Genomic DNA, 2,639 nt, shown 5'->3' with positions numbered 1-2,639 from the left:
CAAAGACTGTTTTGTATGCTATTTGTAGTGTAAAAAGGGTTTCATCCACAATTAAAGCCAATACCTTCATTCTTTGATATAATATAACTAAGAATTTTTATAAGGGGAAACTGATGCAATCACTTCGTTTTCAATCTGTCTTTGATATTATCGGACCAGTCATGATTGGACCATCTAGTAGCCATACCGCTGGTGCTGTTCGTATTGGGAAGATTGTCTCCTCCATTTTTGATGATACTCCGACAGAAGTCGAATTCCAACTATTTAACTCATTTGCCAAAACCTATCGAGGTCACGGAACAGACCTAGCCCTTGTTGCAGGTATTTTGGGCATGGATACAGATGATCCTGAAATCCCAAACAGCCTGGAAATTGCCCACAAGCGTGGCATCAAGATTGTCTGGACCATTCAGAAAGACAGTAATGCTCCTCATCCAAACACCACTAAAATTACCGTCAAAAATGCTCACAAGACCATCAGCGTAACTGGTATTTCTATCGGTGGAGGAAATATTCAGGTAACCGAACTCAATGGCTTTGCCGTCTCTCTCAATATGAATACACCGACTATCATCATCGTTCATCAAGATATTCCAGGTATGATTGCCCTCGTAACGGAGGCCCTTTCTCGCTATGATATCAATATCGCCCAGATGAACGTTACTCGAGAAAAAGCGGGTGAAAAAGCCATTATGATTATCGAAGTTGATAGTCGAAATTGTGAGGAAGCCATCAAAGAAATTCAAAAAATCCCTCATCTTCACAATGTCAATTTCTTTAAGTAGGAGGAATCATGTTTTATTCTATCAAAGAATTAGTCGAACAAGCAGAAAAGGACTTCCAAGGAAATGTCGCTGAACTGATGATTACAACAGAGTTTGAATTGACCGGTCGCGAACGTGAAGAAGTCTTCCTTCTCATGGAACGCAATCTAGAAGTCATGAAAGCCTCTGTCCAACTTGGCCTCAATGAAAATAAATCTCGTAGTGGCCTAACTGGAGGAGACGCTGCAAAACTTAATCGCTATATCCAAAGTGGAAAAGCTTTGTCAGACGACACCATTTTATCCGTTGCTCGCAATGCTATAGCTGTCAATGAACACAATGCAAAAATGGGCTTGGTCTGTGCTACTCCTACAGCAGGAAGCGCTGGTTGTCTCCCCGCTGTCCTAACTACTGCCATTACAAAATTAGACCTTAGTCACGAGGAACAGTTAGATTTTCTATTAGCTGCTGGAGCCTTTGGACTAGTCATCGCAAATAATGCTTCTATCTCAGGAGCTGAGGGGGGATGCCAAGCAGAAGTCGGCTCTGCTTCTGCTATGAGTGCCGCTGCCCTTACTTTAGCAGCAGGTGGAACTCCCTATCAAGCTAGTCAAGCTATTGCCTTTGTCATTAAAAATATGCTAGGCTTGATTTGTGACCCTGTTGCAGGTCTAGTTGAAGTTCCCTGTGTCAAGCGTAATGCTATGGGATCTAGCTTTGCCTTCATCGCAGCAGACATGGCCTTGGCAGGTATCGAATCCAAAATCCCTGTCGATGAAGTTATCGATGCCATGTATCAAGTAGGGTCAAGCATGCCAACTGCCTTTCGTGAAACAGCCGAAGGTGGCCTTGCTGCCACTCCTACCGGCCGTCGCCTCCAAAAAGAAATTTTCGGAGAGTAACCTTATCTAATAGGAGAAATTATGACCTTTATCTCAGCCATCTTTTTTGATTTAGATGGAACCCTTGTTGATAGTTCCATTGGGATTCATAATGCCTTTAGCTATACCTTTAAAGAGCTTGGAGTCCCTTGTCCTGACGTCAAAACTATTCGTAGTTTCATGGGACCACCTCTTGAAAGTAGCTTTGAAACCCGCCTTCCCAAAGAAAAAATCTCTGAAGCGGTTCAGATTTACCGTTCTTACTACAAGGATAAAGGAATCCACGAGGCTGAACTTTATCCTCAAATCAGTGAATTACTCCAAAAACTCTCTCAAGACTACCCCCTCTACATCACAACCACCAAAAACACTCCAACCGCTCAGGAAATGACAAAAAACTTGGGGATCCATCATTTCTTTGATGGCATTTATGGTTCTAGCCCTGAAGCCCCCCATAAGGCAGATGTCATTCGCCAAGCCTTGCAGACACATCAACTAGCACCTCAACAAGCCATCATCATTGGAGATACCAAGTTTGATATGCTGGGAGCTCAAGAAACAGGCATTCAGAAATTAGCTGTCACTTGGGGATTTGGAGAGCAAGCAGATTTGCTCAACTATCAGCCTGATTATATCGCCCACAAACCATTAGAGGTTTTGGAGTATTTTCAATAACCTAACGGAGGCTGGGCAAAAACTCAATTTCATACTCTTCGAGAATCTCTTCAAACCACGTCAGTTTCTATCTGCAACCTCAACGCTACGCTTTGAACAACTTACGGCTAGCTTCCTAGTTTGCTATTTGATTTTCATTGAGTATCAGAAGAAAATGAAGCGAATTTCTACATAACAAAACGCATATTGCCAAGACTTTTAAAGTCCTGATAATATGCGTTTTCTGATTTTAAAGATTTTTTATTCAACGTGGGTGGTTTGATTGGCAAAGGCGATAATGGCTTTTTTTTCTTTATCTTCTCCGCGAGAGCTGGTCTCA

3 protein-coding genes are annotated in these 2,639 nt (G+C 42.3%); all 3 read left to right on the top strand.

What is annotated here, in order from left to right; all coding sequences use genetic code 11:
- Positions 1 to 113: 113 nt before the first annotated feature.
- From sdaAB to QZ565_RS09245, 3 genes are read left to right on the top strand one after another with little or no spacing between them, the layout of a single operon-like run.
- Positions 114 to 785 (top strand): L-serine ammonia-lyase, iron-sulfur-dependent subunit beta, encoded by a 672-nt coding sequence (gene sdaAB, locus QZ565_RS09255; RefSeq protein ID WP_295528588.1) that lies wholly within the window; start codon positions 114 to 116, stop codon positions 783 to 785.
- An 8-nt stretch (positions 786 to 793) separates the two neighbouring features.
- On the top strand, positions 794 to 1,666 hold the full coding sequence (gene sdaAA / locus QZ565_RS09250) for an L-serine ammonia-lyase, iron-sulfur-dependent, subunit alpha (protein ID WP_295528586.1): 873 nt from the start codon (positions 794 to 796) through the stop codon (positions 1,664 to 1,666).
- Between the two features lie 21 nt (positions 1,667 to 1,687).
- Positions 1,688 to 2,320: an HAD family hydrolase gene (locus QZ565_RS09245; protein WP_295528583.1), complete on the top strand. Its 633-nt coding sequence runs from the start codon at positions 1,688 to 1,690 to the stop codon at positions 2,318 to 2,320.
- Positions 2,321 to 2,639 lie beyond the last annotated feature (319 nt).

Source organism: uncultured Streptococcus sp. (genome assembly GCF_915066115.1).
Taxonomy (GTDB): domain Bacteria; phylum Bacillota; class Bacilli; order Lactobacillales; family Streptococcaceae; genus Streptococcus.
This window is presented reverse-complemented; position numbering and strand designations above follow the sequence as displayed.